Source organism: Rhizobium sp. Root708, from assembly GCF_001429725.1.
In the GTDB taxonomy this organism is placed as follows: Bacteria; Pseudomonadota; Alphaproteobacteria; order Rhizobiales; family Rhizobiaceae; genus Rhizobium.
The window spans coordinates 146,737-161,662 of sequence record NZ_LMHV01000012.1; the positions used below are offsets into that span (position 1 = coordinate 146,737).

Sequence of the window (14,926 nt, forward strand, 5' to 3'; positions counted from 1 at the left end):
GCGCGCCACAAGGAATGCCTTTGCCCAAAAGGACCGGAGTGGACAGGCAAAATGGCAGAACTCTTAGGCTGATTGCAAGAGGCGCAAATGGAAGCGTCAATGCAATTGCTGTTTTCCGGTGCGATGCTCACAGAAATCGCGACGGCCTTGCCGAACTGCGAGGCCTCGCCCATAAAGACGGCGAAGCCAAAGGAAGTGGAATTACCTTGAACAATGACGAAGTGATGGCCGATGGCGGCAGGCAGCGCAGCTTTCGCCTGCACAACATGACGGTTCCGGCGCGGCCGCTGGAGCCGGCGCTTTATCTCGTCGCGACGCCGATCGGCAATCTCGGCGACATCACGCTTCGTGCATTGGAAACCCTTGCCGGCGCCGACGTGCTGGCCTGCGAGGATACGCGCGTCACCCGCGTCCTGCTTGATCGCTACGGCATTCAGAACCGTCCCTATGCCTATCATGAGTACAATGCCGATGAGGCCGGCCCGCGATTGCTGCAGGCGCTGGAGGCGGGCAAGTCGGTCGCCTTGGTTTCGGATGCCGGTACGCCCCTGGTCTCCGACCCCGGCTATCGCCTGGCGCAGAGCGCGATCGAGGTCGGGTACCGTGTGGTCCCCATTCCCGGCGCGTCCGCGCCGCTCGCCGCACTCGTCGGTTCCGGCCTTCCCAACGATGCCTTTCTCTTTGCCGGCTTCCTGCCGACCAAGGACAAGGCGCGCCGCGACCGGCTCGCCGTGTTCGAGGCTGTCCAGGCGACGCTGATGTTCTTTGAATCGCCGCACCGCATCGCCGCAACGCTTGTCGCTGCCGCCGATGTGCTGGGCGGCGATCGCGTGGCGTCCGTCTGTCGCGAGCTGACCAAGACCTATGAGGAGTTTCGCCGTGGCTCTCTCACCGAGCTTGCGGCACATTATGCCGATGTCGACAACGTCAAGGGCGAAATCGTACTGGTGATCGGGCCGCCGCCGGAGCGCGCCGTCGAGGCGGCCGATGTCGATGCGATCCTGGCCGATCTGTCGAAGACAATGCCGACGTCCAAGGCCGCCGCCGAAGCCTCTCGACTGACGGGAGTTTCCAAGAAAGAACTTTATCAGCGGCTTCTCGACATGAAGGGCGCGGATGGGCGATAGGGCGATCAGCGATCGCCGAAGGGCGCTGCGCCGGGGGCATGTCTCCGAGTATCTGGCTGCTCTTTACCTCATGCTGAAGGGCTATCGCATCGTGGCGTTCCGCTACCGGACGAAGCTCGGCGAGGTCGACATCATTGCACGCAAGCGCAATCTCGCTGTTTTCGTCGAGGTCAAGGCTCGGCGTGACGCGATGGGCGCCATCGATGCCGTGTCGCAAACCGCGCAGAGGCGCATCAAAGCCGCCAGCGACATGTGGTTGTCACGCCAGGCGGATTATGCTGTTCTTTCCCAGCGTTACGACATCATCGCCGTGCTCCCGGGGCGTCTGCCGCGGCATTTCGCGGATGCTTTTTGAACGACATTGCAAGCGCGTGCAAAAAGTTGGCGCTGTAACATTACTGTCATGAAACTGTTAAGGTGGCGTCACGCAACGCCTCTATTGCACTCCTCGCGCCCAATAACGGGTGGAGAGGGATTGCCATGTTCAAGAAATTTACGATGGCGGCCGTGGCCGTTAGCTTCTCGGCCTCGTCGTCTTTTGCCGCGACCAATATCACTTGGTGGCACGGCATGGGCGGCCGCAACGGCGAAGTCATCAACGAAGTATCGCAGAAGTTCAACGCCTCCCAGACGAGCTGCGCGATCACGCCGGTTTCCAAGGGGTCCTACGAAGAAGCGCTGGCAGCCGGCATCGCCGCTTTCCGTTCGGGCGAACAGCCGAACATCCTGCAGGTTTTCGATGCGGGTGCAGCCACGATCATCAACGCCAAGGGTGCTGTTATCCCGGCTGAAGACCTGATCAACAACGCTGGCTACAAGTTCGACCGCAACGCCTTCATTCCGGGCGTTCGCTATCTCTACGCTGCGGCTGACGGCAAGTTCGTCGGCATGCCGTTCAACTCTTCCGCTCCGATCATGTACACCAATCCGGAAGCGCTGAAGAAGGCCGGCGTCGAAGCCCCGAAGACCTGGGAAGAGTTCGAGGCGATCGCGCCGAAGCTCAAGGAAGCCGGTTACATCCCGCTCGTCCAGACGCAGCTGACCTGGGAGTTCACCGAAAACTTCTTCTCGCGCAACAACATCCAGTTCGCAACCAACAACAACGGCTACGACAGCATTGTCGACACCAAGCTGAAGGTCACCGACCCGAACCTCATCATGATGTTCGAAAAGCTGAAGGCCTGGAAGGATGAAGGCTACTTCGCTTACTACGGCGCCGGCTGGAACGACAACCAGAAGCCCTTCGAAGAAGGCAAGGTCGCTCTGTGGATCGGCTCCTCGGGCTCGTTCGGCGGCCTGAAGAAGACGGCAACCATGCCCTTCTCGGCAACCTTCCTGCCTTACTGGGGTTCCATCAACGGCGCCGGCAAGAACACCTTCATCGGTGGTGCGGCTCTTTTCGCGATGGCCGGCAAGCCGGAAGCCGAGAACAAGTGCGTTGCCGACTTCTTCCAGTTCCTGACCTCGCCTGAGATCCAGAAGTTCTACCACCAGGCAACCGGCTACGTCGCCATCACCGAAGCAGCCTACGAGCTCGCCAAGAAGGAAGGCTACTACGAGAAGGAGCCTGTCGCCGAAGTCGGTATCAAGCAGCTGAAGCTCGAAAGCGGTGAATGGTCCAAGGGCTATCGCCTCGGCTTCTACCCGCAGATCCGCTCGATCATGGAGCGCGAATACAACCGCATCTTCGCGGGTGAGACCACCGTCAAGGACGCTTTCGACACCATCGAGAAGGAAGGTAACGAACTTCTCGCCCGTTTCGCAAAGACGGCCGGCTGATCTCAGCCACCTCGACTGACAGTCAACAGGGGCCTCCTTTCTCAGGAAGGGAGGTCCCATTATCGATAGAGGACCGCGCGTGGCCTACACTCCATCCCAACCCCGCTTCGGCCGGTTCATTCCGGGCCTCGCGGCAGGCGCCAGAAAACCGGCAGCCGCTGCCGAGCCGGCGGGCGCCAAGCGCGTGCAGTTCTCGCCATCGTTCATTCCCTATCTGTTTCTGGCGCCGCAGCTCGCGGTGATCGTCATTTTCTTCTACTGGCCGTCGGTACAGGCGGTGCAGTCGTCCTTCTATATCGAGGACCCCTTCGGTTTCGGCGCCACCTTCGTCGGCTTCGCCAACTATACGGACGCGATCTTCAGTCCGGAATATCTGAGCATCGCCAAGTTCACCGTGGTCTTCACGGCACTGGTGACCTTCTTCTCGCTGGCGCTCGGTCTGCTGCTGGCGGTCAAGGCTGATGCCGTCATTCGCGGCAGCTCCGCCTACAAGACGCTGCTGATCTCGGTCTACGCCATCGCCCCGCCGGTCGCCGGCCTCATCGGCATGATGTTCTTCGACCTGCATATCGGCCCCTTCGTCAAGCTGGCGGCCTGGTTCGGTTGGGACATGCAGGTCGGTCTCGATTACTACGACACCGCCTTTGCGCTGGTCGTCGTCGCGGTCTGGAAGCAGATCCCCTACAATTTCATCTTCTTCCTGTCGGGGCTGCAGGGCGTTCCGGTCTCGGTGCGCGAAGCGGCCACCATCGACTGCCGCTCCGGTTTCCGCCGGTTCTGGACAGTGACCCTGCCGCTGCTGGCGCCGACCGCCTTCTTCTTGCTGATCATCAACATTACCTACGCGCTGTTCGACACTTTCGGCGTGATCGACGTGATGGTGAAGGACAAGCCTGCCAACAATCCGATCACCCTTGTCTACAAGGTCTACATGGACGGGTTCCGCGGCAACGATATCGGCAGCTCGTCCGCCCAGTCGGTCATCCTGATGATCGTCGTCTTCGTCCTCACCATCATCCAGTTCCGCTTCATCGAGAAGCGCATCCACTACACGTGATCGGGGAAGACCAATGTACAAGACAAAACCTCTCGATCACCTGATCCTGATCCTCGGCGCGCTGTTCCTGATCCTGCCCGTGATCGTCGCCTTCATGACGTCAACGCACGAGGCGGCCGAGATCCACAGCAAGGGCCTGATGATCACGCCCGGCAACAACTTCGTCGGCACCTACGAGAAGGTCCTGACGCAGAAGGGCGGCTTCACCGGCGAGATCACCGGCCTCAACATGGTGCTGAACTCGCTGATCCTTGGTGTCGGCTTTGCCGTCGGCAAGATCGTGCTTTCGATGATGGCGGCCTATGCCATCGTCTATTTCCGCTTCCGCTTCGCGACGCTCGCCTTCTGGATCATCTTCACGACGCTGCTCCTGCCGCTCGAAGTCCGCATCATGCCGTCCTACGAGGTGATGAGCAAACTCGGGCTGCTGAATTCCTATACCGGCCTGATCGTGCCGCTGCTGGCTTCCGCGACCGGCACCTTCTATTTCCGCCAGTTCTTCAAGTCCGTTCCCGAGGAACTGCTGGAGGCCGCCCGCATCGATGGCGCCGGGCCGTTCAAGTTCTTCGTCGATATCCTGATCCCGCTGTCGCGCACCATGATGGCGGCGATCTTCATCATCATGTTCGTCTATGGCTGGAACCAGTATCTCTGGCCCATGCTGATGACCACCGACGAGAGCTTCTTCACGCTCATGCGTGGCATCAAGTCGATCCTGCAGGTCTGGGTCGGTTCGCAAATTCCCGATTACAACGAAGCCTTTGCACTCGCCGTGCTGGCCATGCTGCCGCCGGTGCTGATCGTCGTGATTTTCCAGAGATGGTTCATCAAGGGCCTCACCGAGAGCGATAAGTAAGGAAGAGAAACATGGCACGGATCGAAATCTCGAAGGTCTGCAAGGATTATCATGGCGGCGTCCGCGCCGTGAACGGCGTCGACATCTCGATTGCGGATGGCGAGTTCATCGTCCTCGTCGGCCCGTCGGGCTGCGGCAAGTCCACGCTGCTGCGCATGGTGGCGGGCTTGGAGGAGATCTCCGACGGCACCGTCAGCATCGGCGACCGCGTGGTCAACCAGGTCGACCCTGCCGATCGCGACATCGCCATGGTCTTCCAGAACTATGCGCTCTACCCGCACATGACCGTCTACGACAACCTCGCTTACGGACTGAAGAACCGCAAGACGCCGAAGTCGGAGATCGACGCGCGCGTCACCGAGGCCGCCCGCATGCTGCAGCTCGAGCCCTATCTCGACCGCCGCCCGCGCGCGCTCTCTGGTGGTCAGCGCCAGCGCGTCGCCATGGGCCGCGCCATCGTTCGCAAGCCGGCGGCCTTCCTCTTCGACGAGCCGCTGTCGAATCTCGATGCCAAACTGCGCGTCTCCATGCGCGGCGAGATCAAGCGCCTGCAGCGCCGCCTTGGCACCACCTCGCTCTACGTCACCCACGATCAGCTGGAAGCCATGACACTCGCCGACCGCCTCGTGGTCCTGAGCCATGGCGAGATCGAACAGATCGGCACACCGCTCGAAGTCTACCACCGTCCGGCCTCCACCTTCGTCGCCAGCTTCATCGGCTCGCCGGCGATGAACCTGCTCAAGGACGAACTGCACGGCGACAAGCTGGCGCTCGGTCCGAACCTGATCGATCTCGCGGGTCACGCGCCGACATCCGGCCCCGTCACCGTCGGTATCCGCGCCGAGGATCTGCGTCTCGCAGCCTCGAACGAGCAGGCTGTGACCATCGCTGTCGAATACGTCGAGGAACTCGGCTCGCAGCGTCTCGTGCACGGCCTGCTTGGAGATCAGCCTCTGACGGCAACGCTGCCGCCGGAAACGGAACTCTCGCCGCAGCTGCGTCTCGCGATCGCGGCCGACAAGCTGCATTTCTTTTCGCTGGAGACAGGCAAGCGCATCAGCGCGAGCCAGTCGGCGGCGGCTCGTCCGAGCCTTGTCACCGAGATCGAGGACGTTCGCTAAACTCTTAACGATCCTTTGAACCTGTCCGTTACGTCTCTTTGCTATTCCGCTCTCCTAGGGGTAGCAGAGAGGGGTTTTTATGGCTCTGAAGTTGATGTTTGCGAGTGCGCTGGCGATTGCCGTCCGTGCCGTGCCTTATACGGTCATGCCGCCGCGCGGCAAAACCTTCATCGCGCATTCGAGCGATCACCTTCCGATGCGCTCGACGCCGATCAACCCGGATTGGATCGTCGCGGGCGACCCGCAGGCCCGCACCGCCGAGCATTCGCGCGGCCACGACGACGCGGCCTTGACCGCGATCTGGGATTGCACCGCTGGCGAGTTCCGCTGGTTCTTCGGTTGGGACGAAACGGTGATGATCCTCGAGGGTGATGTCCACATTACCACCGAGGATGGCGTGGAGCGCGTCCTGCGCACCGGCGACGTGGCTTTCTTTGCCGGCGGCACTTGGGCGAGCTGGCGCGTCGATACCTACGTTCGCAAGGTCGCCTTCCTGCGCAAGCCGTTTCCGAAGCCGGTTGCGTTCGTCTATCGCCTTCGCAATATGCTCAGGAATTCAGGCACGCAGCAGGGCATTGCCGCCTGATAATTCGCTGAAACGGGACGCAGCGGCCATGCATTGGGCGTTGCGTTCGTACCCACTGCAGCCTACATCTGTCCGGCATCAGCTAAGGGACGGAAATGGCTAAGATCAAGAATGTAGCGGTCCAGATGGACCATGTCGCCTCCATCAATATTGCCGGCGATTCCACCTTTGCCATGAGCCTCGAGGCGCAGACCCGCGGCTACAAGCTTTTTCATTACACGCCCGACCGCCTGAGCTTCCGCGATGGCACGCTCTATGCGTCTGTGGAGCCGATGACGTTGCGCGACATCAAGGGCGATCATTTCGAACTGGGCGCGCCCGAGCGCGTCGATCTGTCGACCATGGACGTGGTGCTGCTGCGCCAGGATCCGCCCTTCGACATGTCCTACATCACCTCCACGCATCTGCTGGAGCGCATCCATCCGAAGACGCTGGTCGTCAATGATCCGGCCTGGGTCCGCAACTCGCCGGAGAAGATCTTCGTCACCGAGTTCGCCGATCTGATGCCGAAGACCCTGATCACCAAGGATGCCGGCGAGATCCGCCGCTTCCGCGATGAGATGGGCGACATCATCCTGAAGCCGCTCTACGGCAATGGTGGCGCCGGCGTATTCCACTCGACGAGGGACGATCGCAACCTGTCGTCGCTGCTCGAGATGTTCGGCCAGCTTTTCCGCGAGCCCTTTATTGCCCAGCAGTACCTGCCTGACGTCCGCAAGGGCGACAAGCGTATCATTCTCGTCGACGGCGAGCCTGTCGGTGCGATCAATCGGGTTCCCGCCGAGCACGACAGCCGGTCCAACATGCATGTGGGTGGCAGGGCCGAGGCGACCGAGTTGACCGCGCGGGAACGAGAAATCTGCAAGCGCATCGGGCCTGCCCTTCGCGAACGCGGCTTCCTGCTCGTCGGTATCGACGTCATCGGTGACTACATGACCGAGATCAACGTCACTTCGCCCACGGGAATCCGTGAAGTCCGCAAGTTCGGCGGCGCCGATATCGCAAGCCTGCTCTGGGACGCCATCGAGCGCAAACGCGGCTAAGCCGCGCCACCTCCACCGTCATGCTCGGCCTCGTGCCGAGCATCCTGCTTGCTAGACGTGATCGGCTCGCTTGACGGTGGCTGTAAATGTGGCCGTTCCGCACCCTTGCATCCGTGGAGGTGTGCTTAGATCCTCGGGACGAGCCCGAGGATGACGTCGCGTATTAGGAAGCTTTGTCTTTTCAATCGCTTGGCAATGGTCGCCCAACCCTCGGCGTCATGCTCGGCCTTGGCGAGTATCGGCGTGCTCGACGCACCACTACGTTCCCGCTGCCGAAAATCCCGTCCTTCGCCAGCTTTGTTCCATCGCCACAACCCATCGCAACCTCAACACAGCGATGGCGCGCAATTGTTCATCTCCTGTTCTTGTTTTATTCCGATTTCTATGCCAGATTGCAATCCGCGGCGATGAGGGGTCGCAGAATGCGGTGTAAAAGGTTGCGCTGGAGGGGATCGCGCATGGTCGCACGCGTCAGTACGGTTGCATTTCAGGGCATCGAAGGTCTGCCGGTCGAGGTCCAGGTCATGGTCGCGCCGGGCAAGGTCGTGACGCAGATTGTCGGCCTGCCGGACAAGGCGGTTGCCGAAAGCCGCGAGCGGGTCCATGCCGCCTTGCATGCCTCCGGGCTTGCGCTGCCGGCCAAGCGCGTGACCGTCAATCTGGCGCCGGCCGACCTTCCGAAAGAGGGCTCGCATTTCGATCTGCCCATTGCCTTGGGGCTGATGGCGGCACTTGGGGCGATACCGGCGGACGCATTATCGGGCTATGTCGTCATCGGTGAACTCAATCTCGATGGAACAATCGCGCCAGTGGCCGGCGCGCTGCCAGCCGCAATCGGTGCCAATGCTCTCGGCAAGGGGCTGATTTGCCCCGCCGACAGCGGCCCCGAAGCCGCCTGGGCGAGCAACGATCTCGATATTCTCGCTCCCCGCAGCCTGATCGCGCTCGCCAATCATTTTCGCGGCACGCAGGTCCTGTCGCGGCCGGAACCGTCGATTCGAGCGATCGGCGCGAACCTTCCGGATCTAGCCGATATCAAGGGCCAGGAAAGCGCCAAGCGCGCGCTGGAAGTCGCGGCGGCCGGTGGCCACAATCTCCTGATGATCGGCCCACCGGGATCGGGCAAATCGATGCTGGCAGCCCGCCTGCCGTCGATCCTGCCGCCGCTCTCGGCTGCGGAATTGCTGGAAGTTTCGATGATCCATTCGATCGCCGGGCAACTGCCGGGCGGCAAGCTGTCCGACCGTCGTCCCTTCCGCACGCCGCATCATTCCGCGACCATGGCGGCGCTTGTCGGCGGCGGCTTCAGGGCAAGGCCCGGCGAAGCCTCGCTCGCCCATCACGGCGTTCTTTTTCTCGATGAGTTTCCGGAGTTCTCGCCGCAGGCCCTCGATGCGCTCCGCCAGCCGTTGGAGACGGCCGAGTGCATCATCGCGCGGGCAAATCATCGCGTCACCTATCCGGCCGAGATCCAGCTGGTGGCCGCCATGAACCCCTGCCGCTGCGGCATGGCGGGAGAACCGGGGCACAGCTGCGCGCGCGGGCCGCGCTGCGTCAGCGACTACCAGGCTCGCATTTCCGGCCCGCTGATGGATCGCATCGATATTCGCATCGATGTCCCGGCGGTGTCGGCGGTCGATCTGATCCGCCCGATGCCCGCCGAGCGGAGTGCCGATATCGCGCGGCGGGTGGCAAAGGCGCGCGACATGCAGCGCGCGCGGTTCGCGGCGCATGGCGCGGCCGGAACAGGTACCAATGCGCGTTGCTCGACGGCGATGATCGAGACCCACGCCGCCCCGGATGCCGCCGGTCTGCAATTGCTGCGGGATGCGGCCGAGAAGCTGAAATTCTCCGCGCGCGGCTATCACCGGGTGTTGAAGGTCGCCCGCACGCTTGCCGATCTCGACGGCTCCGAGACCGTCGGCCGCATTCACCTGGCGGAAGCGATTTCCTACCGGATGGCAGGCGAACGCCTGAGCGCGGCGGTCTGAAGAAAAAAGGGGCGCAAGCGCGCCCCTTCAGGATCATCAGCTCGGTCGGCTCAACCGCCGAGGCCTTCGAATAGCGCCGTCGAGAGATAGCGTTCCGCGAACGACGGAATGATCACGACGATCGTCTTGCCGGCGTTCTCCTCGCGGCTGCCGACCTTGATGGCGGCGGCGAGCGCCGCGCCCGATGAAATGCCGACCGGCACACCCTCGAGCCTGGCGACGTGACGCGCCATATCGAGTGCTTCCGTGCTGTTGACGGTGACGACCTCGTCATAGATGTGCGTGTCGAGGATGGCGGGCGCAAAGCCGGCGCCGATCCCCTGGATCTTGTGCGGCCCCGGCTGGCCGCCTGACAGCACCGGCGATTCAGCCGGCTCGACGGCAATAACCTTGATGCCCGGCTTCTTCGATTTCAGAACCTGGCCAGCACCGGTAATCGTGCCGCCGGTACCGATGCCCGAGACGAAAATGTCGACGCTGCCTTCCGTATCGTTCCAGATTTCCTCTGCCGTGGTGCGGCGATGGATTTCGGGGTTCGCCGGGTTCTCGAACTGCTGCGGAATGATGGCATCCGGCAGCGTCGCGGCAAGCTCTTCGGCCTTGGCGATCGCGCCGCGCATGCCCTTTGCGCCTTCCGTCAGAACCAGTTCGGCGCCGAGCAGGGCCAGCATCTTGCGGCGCTCGACCGACATGGTCTCGGGCATCGTCAGGATCAGCTTGTAACCCTTTGCCGCCGCAGCGAAGGCAAGGGCGATACCGGTATTGCCTGATGTCGGCTCGATCAGCGTCGTCTTTCCGGGCGAGATCCGGCCCTGTGCCTCGAGCGACTCGATCATCGCTACGCCGATCCGGTCCTTGACGGATGCGATCGGGTTGAAAAACTCGAGCTTTGCCAAGAGGTTGGCTTTGACGCCATTTTCCTTGGCGAGCTTGTCGAGCCGTACGATCGGGGTGTCGCCGATGGTTTCGGTTATGGAGGAATAGATGCGGCCGCGGCCCGGTTTCTTCGACATGGCGATCTCCCGTTGTGAAACACGTCGTTACAATAGGGTCGAAGCGGCACGGAGACCAGATCGATCACCACGGCGCGGTTCCGGCGAATGAGAAAAAATCCCGCCGCAACGATCTTTGCCGGATGATTTTTTCAGGCCGCGCGCGCGGCGATGAAGGCGGCTGTCCCAGCCAGGATGCTCGCCGCCACGCGGTTCAGCGCCTGCAGCGCCCGTGGCTGCTTCAGCAGTATCCGGGCGCGCGAGGCGAGTGCCATGTAGGGGATCAGAACGCTGAGCAGCACCACGAAGGTCGTGACGAGCAGAATGCCGTATTCGCGCAGGCCGATGGCGCTGATGTCGATCAGCGTCGGAACCAGCGCCACATAGAACAGCATGGTCTTCGGGTTGCCGAGCGTCACGAGCAGGCCGGAAAGAAAGCTCATCGACATGCTGCTGGATTTCTTGGCGGCTATGTTCTGCGGCAGTAGCCCGGCGGTCCAGAGCTTGTAGGCGATGTAGCCGAGATAGAGCGCTCCGGCGATCTTGATGACGACAAACACCTCGGTGAAGGTCTGCGCGACGAAGGCAAGGCCGAGGATGACGGCGGTCAGATAGGTCATGTCGCCGAGGACGAGGCCCAGCCCCATGAAGAATGTCTCGCGGAAATTCGAGCCCAGCGCCCGCGCGACGATCGCGGTAATGCCGGGGCCGGGAATGGCGGCCGCGATGAACAGTGCCGCCGCGTAGGCGAATAGTGCGGTGAATGACATTGCGGCCTCCCTGGGTGGCCATCTTCTACGCCTGTGACGAAACGCTTTCAACTGGCCAATCACAAGGCGCGCAAACAGCCTCTATTGACGCCGCACGGGGCCGTTCTAGTTCACTGGCGATGTGTAGTGGTGGATGAGATGATCGCGTCAAAATCGACTACTACGCTCAAGGCGCCGGATCGTTGAATCCCAGTCCAACCGCTCTGCCTCGGCGAAGGAGAAACCTGATGAGCCCAACCGCAGTCGAAAAACGCAAGGTCGCCCCCCTTGCAACGCCCACCGATCTCAAGAGCAATGCCATTCAGGATATCTCGGGCGCCCTTGCGGCGCTGCTTGCCGACGTATTCGCGCTTTACCTGAAGACCAAGAATTTCCATTGGCACATGTCGGGACCGCATTTCCGCGACTATCATCTCTTGCTCGATGAACACGGCGAGCAGCTGTTCAACGCCACGGATGCGATCGCCGAGCGGGCCCGCAAGATCGGCGGCACCACCTTGCGTTCGATCGGCCACATCGCTCGCCTGCAGCGCATCAACGACAATGACGCGGACTATGTCACGCCGGAAGACATGCTCGCCGAGCTGCGCGACGACAACCAGCAGCTGGTTTCGATCCTGCGTGAAACGCATGATGTCTGCTCGGAACACAACGACGTCGCCACCACGAGCCTGCTCGAAAACTGGATCGACGAAGCCGAGCGCCGGGCCTGGTTCCTGTTCGAGATGACACGCCAGCCGAAATAGCGGCCGATCAGCCGGCGCGAAGCTTCAGCATTCGCGTCGGCATCCAGCCGAGATTCATCCCCGCAGCAGCAACAAGAATGATCGCCGCGCCGGCTATCTGCAATGGCTGCAGCGCATGGCCAAAGGCGAACCTGTCGACGACGATCGCGGCAATCGGATAGATGAAGGACAGGGCGCCGGTCAGATGGATCGGCAGCTTCTGGATCGCACCGTATAAGAGCACGTACATCACGCCCGTATGGACGATGCCCATGGTCGACAGAACAGACCATGTGCCGGCGTCGGACGGCAGGTTCGATAAATCGGTCAGGGGCAGCAGCATCAGCGCGCCGGTTGTCACCTGGATCAGCGCGATCAGATGCGGTGGTGTCCCGCGCAGCCATTTGGCGGCGAGCGCGGCCAGCGCGTAAAAGAAGGCCGCGCCGAGCGCCATTGCAATCCCGAGACCGTAATGGCCGTCGCCCGTCTCTCCTGCCGGTCTGGCTTCGATGATAACAGCCATGCCCGCAAAGGCGAGGGTCAGCCAGAAGAGCTTCGTGACGGTGATCTTGTCGCCCAGAAAGAGCACTCCGAGTGCCAGCAGCATGAATGGCTGCGTGTTGTAGACAGTCGTTGCCACCGATATCGATGCATGGGCGTAGGATGCGAACAGCAACAGCCAGTTGAGGACGATCGCGACGCCGCCGAAAACCGCTATTGCGAAGGATCGCCAGCTGAGCATCCCGGGACGCAGCAGGCCCATCGCGGCGCAAACGGCAAGCAGGCTGACCGCGCCGAACAGGCATCGCCAGAACACCACGGCGCTGACCGGTTGGCCCGAGATCACCACGAACCAGCCGATCGTTCCCGAGATCAACATCGCCGCCGTCATCTGGATGGTTCCGACGCGGATATCGCTTTGCATAGGCTGTCTCCTCAATATTCGCCTTATGATATTGTGGAGGGATAGAGAACGATATATATTTTGTAAGGATTATGAGGTTTTTGACCTAATATTGTCAGGAAATAGAATGGCGTTGCCTAATCACGTTCTGGATGACGTTGACCAGCGGATTCTCGCGGCGCTTGCCGGCGATGCCCGCATGTCCCTGAAAGAGCTGGCGCAACAGGTCGGATTGTCCTCGCCAAGCGCGGCAGAGCGGGTGCGCCGCCTTGAGGAACGTGGCGTGATCTCCGCATTCACCGTGGACATCGATCCCGCTGCCCTCGGCTATCCCCTGCAGGCGATCGTGCGCGTGCGGCCGTTGCCGGGGCAGCTGCATCTGGTCGAGCGGATCATCCAGGAGACGCCTGAAATCATCGAGTGCGACAAGGTGACGGGCGACGATTGTTTCATCGCGCGGTTGGTCGTGCGCTCTATGGGGCAACTGGATACGATCCTCGACAAGATTGCGGAGAGGGCCGAAACCAATACGTCGATGATCAAGGCGTCGCCCGTGAAGCGCCGGCTGCCGCCGCTATCCTGAGATCTAGAAATCCGCCATCGGCGACAGCATTGCCGGTACGTCCAGCACAAACGGCGTCTCGCAGCGGATCATGAAATGCGTGTAGCTCTGCAGCGGCTGGGCGAGGAGTTCGCAGCCGAGCTTGTCCGGCGAGAACAGCACCTCGATGGAGGTTGCCTCGATGCCGAGGCCGCCGAGGATCGCCGACAGCGGCGGAATGACCTCCGCGACCACATCCACGAGCACGAAGCGGTCTTCAGCCTCGGATTTCCAGGCGATGACCGCCCTCTCGTTCGCGAGCCAGCTTAGTCTCACATCGCGATCGAACTGGGTGTTGATGAGAAACATCGCCGCACTCTCGCGCACGGCAATCACATCCGAGACGGGCGTTCGCGTCCGCAGTGTTCGGCGCAGAAGATCGAGATCCTCGGCAACCGTCGGATCGAGACTTCGTGCAGCGGCGGTGGACGTTGGCGCTTCCGGCGCCGGACCTGAGTAGGCGTGGAAGGGCAGGGCACGAAAACCGTAGGGTTCGTAGAGAGCCGGCTTGTCGGTGTAGAGTACGATCGCCTCGAATTGCTGCGCCGCGCACCATTCCAGCGCTTTCCGGGTCACGTCGCCATAGAGCCCCCGCCCGCGCCATTCGGGCCGCACGGCGCCAGATTGAAACGCTCCGGCTCTGACAACTCTGCCGTTGATCACGATCGGCATCGCAAAGGCCGAAAGATTGGCAACCAGCGTGCCTTGGTCGTCGAACCAGCCGAACGGCATGCTTGTCGGGTCCGCTCCGCCAAGCCGCCGCAGCGGATCGAGATCGATGCCGAATGTATCCTGGAGCAGGCTCACCAGAGCCGCCCAGGCGGCGGGATCGTCGAAATAGTCCTGCCGGAAGGTCAGTGAAGGATAGCGCGGATCGGTCGTCATCAGACGCCGGTCGAGCCGAAGCCGCCGCCGCCGCGTGTCGTCACGCTGCTTTCGGTGATTTCGTGGACGGCAGCCTGGATCGCCGGGGCGATCACCATCTGCGCGATGCGCATGCCACGGGTGATCTCGAACGGCACTTCGCCGAGATTGATCAGCAGGACCTTCACCTCGCCGCGGTAATCGCTGTCGATCGTGCCCGGCGTGTTCAGGCAGGTGATGCCATGCTTCAGCGCAAGGCCGGAGCGCGGTCGCACCTGGCCCTCGAACCCCTCAGGAATCTCGAAAATAAAACCCGTCGGCACGAGCGCACGCTTGCCGGGTTCCAGGATCATCGGGTTGCCGGCGTCGACGGCTGCGCGCAGGTCCATGCCCGCTGCGCCCTTGCTTTCGTACGACGGCAGCTCCAGCCCGACGCCATCAGGCAAACGGACGAGATTGAGTGTGGGGTGGTTCTCGGTGTGAATGGTCATACTGGCATTAGTTTTCGCC

The 14,926-nt window shown here is 61.9% G+C and carries 16 protein-coding genes; 11 read left to right on the forward strand and 5 right to left on the reverse strand.

The window, feature by feature from the left end:
* Positions 1 to 224: 224 nt before the first annotated feature.
* From rsmI to ASE04_RS11165, 9 genes are all read left to right on the forward strand, one after another.
* The gene (gene rsmI, locus ASE04_RS11125) at positions 225 to 1,127 is read left to right on the forward strand and encodes a 16S rRNA (cytidine(1402)-2'-O)-methyltransferase (RefSeq protein ID WP_056817646.1); all 903 of its coding nucleotides are present in this window, start codon (positions 225 to 227) and stop codon (positions 1,125 to 1,127) included.
* The gene (locus ASE04_RS11130) at positions 1,117 to 1,482 is read left to right on the forward strand and encodes a YraN family protein (protein ID WP_056816599.1); all 366 of its coding nucleotides are present in this window, start codon (positions 1,117 to 1,119) and stop codon (positions 1,480 to 1,482) included. Before rsmI ends, ASE04_RS11130 begins: the two co-directional genes overlap by 11 nt.
* A gap of 125 nt (positions 1,483 to 1,607) precedes the next feature.
* Positions 1,608 to 2,906 carry an extracellular solute-binding protein gene (locus ASE04_RS11135; protein WP_056816602.1) on the forward strand — a complete coding sequence of 433 codons (1,299 nt, stop codon included), beginning with the start codon at positions 1,608 to 1,610 and terminating at the stop codon, positions 2,904 to 2,906.
* 79 nt (positions 2,907 to 2,985) lie between these two features.
* Positions 2,986 to 3,963 carry an ABC transporter permease subunit gene (locus ASE04_RS11140; RefSeq protein WP_056816606.1) on the forward strand — a complete coding sequence of 326 codons (978 nt, stop codon included), beginning with the start codon at positions 2,986 to 2,988 and terminating at the stop codon, positions 3,961 to 3,963.
* A 13-nt stretch (positions 3,964 to 3,976) separates the two neighbouring features.
* Positions 3,977 to 4,819, forward strand: a complete 843-nt coding sequence (ugpE, locus tag ASE04_RS11145; protein WP_056816611.1) for a sn-glycerol-3-phosphate ABC transporter permease UgpE — start codon at positions 3,977 to 3,979, stop codon at positions 4,817 to 4,819.
* Between the two features lie 11 nt (positions 4,820 to 4,830).
* Positions 4,831 to 5,940 carry a sn-glycerol-3-phosphate import ATP-binding protein UgpC gene (locus ASE04_RS11150; RefSeq protein ID WP_056816615.1) on the forward strand — a complete coding sequence of 370 codons (1,110 nt, stop codon included), beginning with the start codon at positions 4,831 to 4,833 and terminating at the stop codon, positions 5,938 to 5,940.
* A 79-nt stretch (positions 5,941 to 6,019) separates the two neighbouring features.
* Positions 6,020 to 6,526 (forward strand): cupin domain-containing protein, encoded by a 507-nt coding sequence (locus ASE04_RS11155; protein ID WP_056816619.1) that lies wholly within the window; start codon positions 6,020 to 6,022, stop codon positions 6,524 to 6,526.
* 95 nt (positions 6,527 to 6,621) lie between these two features.
* The gene (gene gshB, locus ASE04_RS11160; protein ID WP_056816622.1) at positions 6,622 to 7,569 is read left to right on the forward strand and encodes a glutathione synthase; all 948 of its coding nucleotides are present in this window, start codon (positions 6,622 to 6,624) and stop codon (positions 7,567 to 7,569) included.
* 458 nt (positions 7,570 to 8,027) lie between these two features.
* A complete protein-coding gene (locus ASE04_RS11165) occupies positions 8,028 to 9,560 on the forward strand; it encodes a YifB family Mg chelatase-like AAA ATPase (protein WP_056816625.1) in 1,533 nt (510 codons plus the stop codon).
* Between the two features lie 50 nt (positions 9,561 to 9,610).
* Here ASE04_RS11165 and cysK read toward each other — a convergent pair whose 3' ends face one another.
* The gene (cysK, locus tag ASE04_RS11170; RefSeq protein ID WP_056816629.1) at positions 9,611 to 10,573 is read right to left on the reverse strand and encodes a cysteine synthase A; all 963 of its coding nucleotides are present in this window, start codon (positions 10,571 to 10,573) and stop codon (positions 9,611 to 9,613) included.
* A 131-nt stretch (positions 10,574 to 10,704) separates the two neighbouring features.
* Positions 10,705 to 11,322, reverse strand: a complete 618-nt coding sequence (locus ASE04_RS11175; protein ID WP_056816634.1) for a LysE family translocator — start codon at positions 11,320 to 11,322, stop codon at positions 10,705 to 10,707.
* Between the two features lie 227 nt (positions 11,323 to 11,549).
* Between ASE04_RS11175 and ASE04_RS11180 the strand changes: the two genes are divergently transcribed.
* Positions 11,550 to 12,068, forward strand: a complete 519-nt coding sequence (locus ASE04_RS11180) for a Dps family protein (protein ID WP_056816638.1) — start codon at positions 11,550 to 11,552, stop codon at positions 12,066 to 12,068.
* Positions 12,069 to 12,075: 7 nt separating this feature from the next.
* Here the strand turns inward: ASE04_RS11180 and ASE04_RS11185 are convergent, their stop codons facing one another.
* Complete coding sequence (locus ASE04_RS11185) at positions 12,076 to 12,972, reverse strand: DMT family transporter (protein WP_056816641.1); 897 nt, start codon at positions 12,970 to 12,972, stop codon at positions 12,076 to 12,078.
* Between the two features lie 106 nt (positions 12,973 to 13,078).
* On the opposite strand from ASE04_RS11185, the gene ASE04_RS11190 reads away from it, so the two are divergent.
* Entirely contained in the window at positions 13,079 to 13,534 is a 456-nt protein-coding gene (locus tag ASE04_RS11190) for an Lrp/AsnC family transcriptional regulator (RefSeq protein WP_156408758.1), read from the forward strand.
* A 3-nt stretch (positions 13,535 to 13,537) separates the two neighbouring features.
* Here the strand turns inward: ASE04_RS11190 and ASE04_RS11195 are convergent, their stop codons facing one another.
* Both ASE04_RS11195 and dut read right to left on the reverse strand, forming a co-directional pair.
* Complete coding sequence (locus ASE04_RS11195) at positions 13,538 to 14,437, reverse strand: GNAT family N-acetyltransferase (RefSeq protein WP_056816644.1); 900 nt, start codon at positions 14,435 to 14,437, stop codon at positions 13,538 to 13,540.
* Positions 14,437 to 14,907, reverse strand: coding sequence for a dUTP diphosphatase (gene dut, locus ASE04_RS11200; RefSeq protein ID WP_056816646.1), 471 nt, complete (start codon positions 14,905 to 14,907; stop codon positions 14,437 to 14,439). Before dut ends, ASE04_RS11195 begins: the two co-directional genes overlap by 1 nt.
* Positions 14,908 to 14,926: the final 19 nt, after the last annotated feature.

Coding starts and splice junctions, on each gene's coding strand:
- ASE04_RS11155 (WP_056816619.1), top strand. CDS start 6,020: ATGGCTCTGAAGTTGATGTTTGCGAGTGCGCTGGCGATTGCCGTCCGT.
- ASE04_RS11190 (WP_156408758.1), top strand. CDS start 13,079: ATGGCGTTGCCTAATCACGTTCTGGATGACGTTGACCAGCGGATTCTC.
- rsmI (WP_056817646.1), top strand. CDS start 225: ATGGCCGATGGCGGCAGGCAGCGCAGCTTTCGCCTGCACAACATGACG.
- ASE04_RS11180 (WP_056816638.1), top strand. CDS start 11,550: ATGAGCCCAACCGCAGTCGAAAAACGCAAGGTCGCCCCCCTTGCAACG.
- ASE04_RS11165 (WP_056816625.1), top strand. CDS start 8,028: ATGGTCGCACGCGTCAGTACGGTTGCATTTCAGGGCATCGAAGGTCTG.
- ASE04_RS11185 (WP_056816641.1), bottom strand. CDS start 12,972: ATGCAAAGCGATATCCGCGTCGGAACCATCCAGATGACGGCGGCGATG.
- ASE04_RS11135 (WP_056816602.1), top strand. CDS start 1,608: ATGTTCAAGAAATTTACGATGGCGGCCGTGGCCGTTAGCTTCTCGGCC.
- ASE04_RS11195 (WP_056816644.1), bottom strand. CDS start 14,437: ATGACGACCGATCCGCGCTATCCTTCACTGACCTTCCGGCAGGACTAT.
- cysK (WP_056816629.1), bottom strand. CDS start 10,573: ATGTCGAAGAAACCGGGCCGCGGCCGCATCTATTCCTCCATAACCGAA.
- dut (WP_056816646.1), bottom strand. CDS start 14,907: ATGACCATTCACACCGAGAACCACCCCACACTCAATCTCGTCCGTTTG.
- gshB (WP_056816622.1), top strand. CDS start 6,622: ATGGCTAAGATCAAGAATGTAGCGGTCCAGATGGACCATGTCGCCTCC.
- ASE04_RS11175 (WP_056816634.1), bottom strand. CDS start 11,322: ATGTCATTCACCGCACTATTCGCCTACGCGGCGGCACTGTTCATCGCG.
- ugpE (WP_056816611.1), top strand. CDS start 3,977: ATGTACAAGACAAAACCTCTCGATCACCTGATCCTGATCCTCGGCGCG.
- ASE04_RS11150 (WP_056816615.1), top strand. CDS start 4,831: ATGGCACGGATCGAAATCTCGAAGGTCTGCAAGGATTATCATGGCGGC.
- ASE04_RS11130 (WP_056816599.1), top strand. CDS start 1,117: ATGGGCGATAGGGCGATCAGCGATCGCCGAAGGGCGCTGCGCCGGGGG.